The 5,328-nt window shown below is 64.4% G+C and carries 8 protein-coding genes and 1 pseudogene; all 9 read left to right on the forward strand.

Features of this window, described 5'->3' with window-relative positions; all coding sequences use genetic code 11:
- Window positions 1-291 (forward strand): hypothetical protein (locus tag ACESNG_RS24290; RefSeq protein WP_373071311.1); only part of this gene is annotated, 291 nt, incomplete at its 5' end.
- Between the two features lie 159 nt (window positions 292-450).
- Window positions 451-900, forward strand: a complete 450-nt coding sequence (locus tag ACESNG_RS24295; RefSeq protein WP_373071314.1) for a hypothetical protein — start codon at window positions 451-453, stop codon at window positions 898-900.
- Window positions 901-1,124: 224 nt separating this feature from the next.
- Window positions 1,125-1,802 carry a hypothetical protein gene (locus tag ACESNG_RS24300; RefSeq protein WP_373071316.1) on the forward strand — a complete coding sequence of 226 codons (678 nt, stop codon included), beginning with the start codon at window positions 1,125-1,127 and terminating at the stop codon, window positions 1,800-1,802.
- 21 nt (window positions 1,803-1,823) lie between these two features.
- The gene (locus tag ACESNG_RS24305) at window positions 1,824-2,429 is read left to right on the forward strand and encodes a hypothetical protein (RefSeq protein WP_373071319.1); all 606 of its coding nucleotides are present in this window, start codon (window positions 1,824-1,826) and stop codon (window positions 2,427-2,429) included.
- Between the two features lie 108 nt (window positions 2,430-2,537).
- On the forward strand, window positions 2,538-2,831 hold the full coding sequence (locus tag ACESNG_RS24310; RefSeq protein WP_373071322.1) for a Rho termination factor N-terminal domain-containing protein: 294 nt from the start codon (window positions 2,538-2,540) through the stop codon (window positions 2,829-2,831).
- 2 nt (window positions 2,832-2,833) lie between these two features.
- A complete protein-coding gene (locus ACESNG_RS24315; protein ID WP_373071325.1) occupies window positions 2,834-3,079 on the forward strand; it encodes a holin in 246 nt (81 codons plus the stop codon).
- Window positions 3,072-3,974, forward strand: coding sequence for a hypothetical protein (locus ACESNG_RS24320; RefSeq protein ID WP_373071328.1), 903 nt, complete (start codon window positions 3,072-3,074; stop codon window positions 3,972-3,974). The genes ACESNG_RS24315 and ACESNG_RS24320 overlap by 8 nt, the downstream gene beginning before the upstream one ends.
- A gap of 49 nt (window positions 3,975-4,023) precedes the next feature.
- Window positions 4,024-4,320 (forward strand): hypothetical protein, encoded by a 297-nt coding sequence (locus ACESNG_RS24325; protein ID WP_373071331.1) that lies wholly within the window; start codon window positions 4,024-4,026, stop codon window positions 4,318-4,320.
- A 122-nt stretch (window positions 4,321-4,442) separates the two neighbouring features.
- Window positions 4,443-5,328, forward strand: a pseudogene (locus ACESNG_RS24330) (collagen-like protein); the annotation flags it as partial.

Below are 5,328 nucleotides of genomic sequence, written 5' to 3' on the forward strand. Positions count from 1 at the left end.
CATGACCACCGATCCCACCGACACCGAGCTGATCAAGGCGTTCGGAGCAATGAAGAATTGAAGCGCTTCAACTGGCTTTCGTTCTGGGCGCTCTGGTGCCTGACTTGGATGGTCGTCGAGCTGATCCGAGGCGACTTCCGCTCAGCCGCCTGGGCGCTCACTGCGGGCTTGGCGTTTCACGGCTGGTCGCTGCAGACCGTCCGGCTCGAGTTGATGAAGGGCCACGCCGAGCGGATTGACATCGTCAACGTCGCCTTGCGATCCGAACTGAACCGCAGGAATCGATCGTGACGCACATGCTCAAGGAGCGAGCCGGCGTGCTCGTCACCACCCGATGCGGGGCGGTCCTGAAGCTGAAGTCCGGCCAGCGGCGCTCAGACATTGAGGTCACCGGTCGGGAAGACTTGATGGTCTGTCCGAATTGGCGTCCCCCCACCAAAGGAGTCACCTATGCCAAATGATTTTATTGCTGCGCTGTTCGCAGCCATCCTCACAATCACCACTGGAGCAACCGCCACCGAGCAAGCCGTGAGAGGCGAGCAGACCCAGCTCATCGCCCCACCACCGCCCGCCGTTGTGGAGCCTGAAGGGTTGACGGGCTGCGATCTGATGCGCTGGCATCGAATCGACGTCGGCCTGCCAGCGTATTTCGACGGCATCGTCTGGCGCGAGTCGAACTGTCGGGCCGAGCCCGCTGTTCGCACCTGGTGCTGTGTCGGACCGCTGCAGTTGTACATCTCGCTTCACCTACGCGACCACCGGCTCGTCGACAAGTATCACGCCTGCGGAGTGTTCTCCGAATCTGATGTGAACGGACCCGAAGACGTCGCTCGTCACTACTGCGCTGCGAAGGCGCTGCATTCGGTGGTTGGGGACTCGGCGTGGAGTGCTACGAGATGACCCGCAGCGGCCGCAGGGTGACGGTGAGAACATCAGTGACTCACCCGCAGCTCACCGTGATCCCGGAGAACGGGGTGCGGTCGTAGCTGTTCGGGGCTTGAGCGTGCCAGAATGCGGACGTGGCATCCACTCTCCCCGGTGACATTTGCGTTGGGCAGCACTCGGTTTGCCTTGTTCGCGCGGCGATGCTGGGGCCGGACTGCTCGCCGCTGACGGGACCGCCATTGGCAATTGTAACCACGGGCATCCTCTCGGCGACCGCGTCACCGCAATACGAATCGTTCACCCCGTTCGAGGCTCAGACGAACTGCGGGGACACGGCATGGGTCTACAGGAAGAAGGACAAGCTCGTCCAGTACGCCTTGACGGGCGAGCTGACGTACTTCGATCACGAAGCGATGTACCTGCTGTTCGGCGGGGATGTCGTGACCGGCAGGGCTGGGACCGGGTTCCCGGGCAACAACATCGGATGGGCCGCCCCAGGGACGAACGACCCGGCTGGCGCCGACCTGTATCTCGAGTTCATCACGAAGGTTGCCGGTGCAGGCGCCGACTCTTGCGACACTTCGCTGATCCCGGCCGCCGTCGGCCACATATTCCCGAACGTCTCACTGATTGCGGGTGACCGCACCTTCGATTTCGATGCCGCGGTCATGACGTTCAGCGGGACATCTCGAGAAAACAGCAATGCCTTCAACGGACCGTGGGGAGACTGGCCGGGGGTCGGCGCAGTGCCAGTCTCGCCGTATATCCAGGTCTCGTATTCGGCCGCAGAGTACGACGCCATCATGGCCACCGCTGCCTGCGGTTTCACCCTCCTCCCGGGAGCCCATTCGCTTCAGTCGGACGCCGGCGAGGATCTGCTGGCCGACGATGGCGCAAGCCTCTATGTGCAAGTCTGACACCACCAAGGAGATGAACTGATGTCTTTGCCAATCCTGCTCAAGAACTGGCTTTCAACCCTGCCCACGAAGGCGAGCCCTGCGTCAACCGATCGCATCCTCTGGTACGACCAGGCCGGTAACGCCTCGAAGGCGCAAACGAAAGCGCAACTCGACGCGCAGCTCGGATACCGGTTGGCCTGCCTCCTGACGACTACCGCAGTCCAATCCGTGAGCGCCACGACCGCAACTGCCGTTCTGTTCAACACGGAAACGTTTGACGTGGGCGGGCTGCACTCAACGTCCGTGAACACCAGCCGCATCACAATTCCGGCCGGTGGCGACGGGCTTTGGCTTTTTGCCCACACGGTTACATTTACGGCCGCCTACATCGAGCAGGGCAGCGATCGTCAAAGCTACATACGGCGGAACGGTGCATCGGCTGAGAGGCACGCTGCTGTGAGGATAACAATGCCTCCGTACACCAGCGCGCTGCCCTCCCTTACGGGGGCAACTATCGTGCGGGCCGTTGCGACCGACTACTTTGAGGTGGTCGTGTTCAGCGAGAGAGACATCAACCTTCCCGCCGCACCCGGAGGCGTCCCTAACTGGCAGACATCGTTTTCGGCAACACGGCTGGGTGACTGATGTCGGAGTGGAGCTACGTCGCGTACGGCCTGCGAACTGGGGCGGAGCTGAACGTGGCGCCGTGGTCGTCGATGGACATGAATGGCGACGCCGTGTCATGATGCGACGATGAGCGAACCCACCAAAGACGAACTGTACGAGCAGGCCCAGGACGCCGACATCGCCGGACGCGACTCCATGACGAAGCAGGATCTGGTCGAAGCGCTGGAGCAAGTGGCCGAGGAAGCTCCCAAGCGCGAGCCCCGCATGGGCGTGTACGTGCTCGAGAGCGGGGACAACCCTTCCATCGTGGCCGGAAAGCTGTTCGACAGGCGCTCACGAGGCCTCGATCTGGTGCTCGCCAACCCAGGAGTCGACTGGGTCGAAGGCGCCGAGATCCAGATCCCACAGGACGAGTCATGAGCTTGCTCGACACCGACTTCGCCGTCGAGGTGGCCGATCGTGGCATCAAGTCGTTCTTCCAGGGCGTGATCGCCGTGTTCGCCATCTCCGATGCGGGCCCGGTGAACGCCTTCGAGTTCGACTGGGCTGCCGGGCTCGGCGGCGGGCTGGCGATGACGATCCTGTCGGTGGCGACGTCGCTTGCTTCCGGCTCCATCTTCAAGAAGGGCGCCACGCCCGCCTCAATCCTGCCTCCACGCCATGACTGAGACGATGTACCCAATCGGGTACAAGCGCGAGGAGGTGACGCTCGACGAACTGATTCGTCGCGAGTTCCAGCACATGGAGCCCGAAGCCAAGCGCCGTCACCTGAACCTCATCGTCGCTCGCGATGGCGTGCTCGGCGTCGGTGACGGATGGCGCCCCACCCCATCAGGAACCTCCCCGGCATCGCAACGGGGCGAGTCGTTCCACCAGACACAGACGTTCCGAGACGGCACGAAGTGGTTCACCGCCCTCGATTACGTCGTGCGCCGCCCCGACTCCGCTCACACCAGCATGATCCCTGCAGGCCTCCTACCGGTGCAGGGAAGCCCCGAGGCGGCAGTATGGGGCATTCACGCCAACGTCGGAACTCCAGGGCAACGGGGCTGGGAGCCTTGGCATGGTCAGCCGATCGAGCATGACGGTCAGCGCACCTGGGTCAATGACGGACGGCACCGACCGGTCGCTGGCCACCCCATCCCGGCCTTCTATCCGACCCCCGCACCGCAACCCGTCCCGCCACCTCTCGGCTACCAAAGGATCGCAATCATGGACACATTCGAGGCCGTATCAGCCACCCGTTGGGACACCCGAGGTTTCGGCGACCCAACCAAGCCCTACGGTGCTCCGCTCAAGGCGGGGGAGTACACCTGCAAGCTTGACGGCTCGGTAGGGAAGCTCGGCGCGACCGTCAACATCACCATTCTCGGTGGGCCAGCGGCCGGGTTCGCTTCAGCGTGGAAAGAGGGCGGCAGGCCCGACACGTCGAAGGTGAACTACCCCGTCGGCGGAGCGGTCGCCAACGAGTGCTTCGTGCCTCTCGCTGCAGATGGTTCGTTCAAGATCTTCATCTCGACTCCAGCGCACATGATTGTGGATCTCGTGGGCTACTGGAGCTGACCGCAGCACTGGCGAGCGGTTTGGCTGATCGATCACGTAGTATCCGGCTATGAGCCAGGTCACCCTCTCCCAGTTGCCGATCCAGTTGGAGCTGCTTTGGTGGCAAGGCGACGAGGTCAACCTGACGTTGATCGTGAATGCAGTGGACTGGTCCGGTCCCCACACTGCGATGTTCGGCAACTTCACCCTGCCGGTCTCTGCTCTGTATGACGGGACGAACACCACGTTCAACTTCACGCTGTCGGCCGTCGCTTCGGCGCCCGTCGCTCGCGGCAACTACGAGTTTTACTGCACAAGCGCAACCGACATCACCCGCTTTGAGGGGATGGCTCGGGTGTCCGCATGATACTAGGGAACGGAAAGACCATCGTCGTCCGCCCGGAGGTGACGAAGGTGGTGGTCGTTGAGGACATCACGAAGGTGGTGGTCGTTGAGGACGTCACGACGGTTTCCATCTCACCCATCGTCGGGGCTCGCGGTAGCAACGGGCCAGAGGGCCCCGTCGGACCCGCCTCGACCGTTGCAGGTCCACCGGGAGCCCAGGGCAGTCTGGGCCCCCCGGGGCCAACGGGAACGACCGGGTCGACAGGGGCGACAGGGGCGACAGGGTCGACAGGGTCGACAGGCCCGCAAGGCGCTCCCGGCATCCAAGGTCCAGTCGGTGCGGCCTCTACCGTCCCCGGGCCGCAGGGGGTGCCTGGAGACATCGGCGTTACGGGTCCGCAGGGCGCGACGGGGCCGACGGGGGCTGCGTCGACCATTGCGGGACCGACTGGTCCGCAAGGAACTCAGGGAGTCCAGGGTCCGACGGGTGACACGGGAGCGACGGGGCCGACAGGTCCAACGGGGCTGACAGGACCAACGGGTGACACGGGCACCACGGGGTCGGCGGGACCGACGGGCGTCGCCGGCGACACGGGCCCGACAGGTCCGACAGGTGACACGGGCGACACGGGTCCGACGGGTGCCACGGGCGCAGCGTCAACGGTCGCTGGTCCGACAGGTCCGACGGGACCGACAGGACCGATAGGCGTGACCGGCGCCACGGGCGCTGCGTCCACGGTTGCAGGACCGACAGGACCAACGGGCGCCAAAGGTGACACGGGGCCGACGGGTCCGACAGGCAACACGGGCGCAGCGTCAACGGTCGCTGGGCCGACAGGTCCGACTGGCGACGCAGGACCGACTGGCGACACGGGCGAAATAGGTCCGACAGGCTCGACGGGACCGACAGGCTCGACGGGACCGACAGGCTCGACTGGACCGACGGGACCGACTGGACCGACTGGTAACGCAGGTCCGACAGGTCCGACGGGAGACACGGGTGTCGCAGGACCGACTGGTCCGGCGGGCG

The organism is Gemmatimonas sp. (assembly GCF_041689975.1).
Classification (GTDB): Bacteria; Gemmatimonadota; Gemmatimonadetes; order Gemmatimonadales; family Gemmatimonadaceae; genus Gemmatimonas.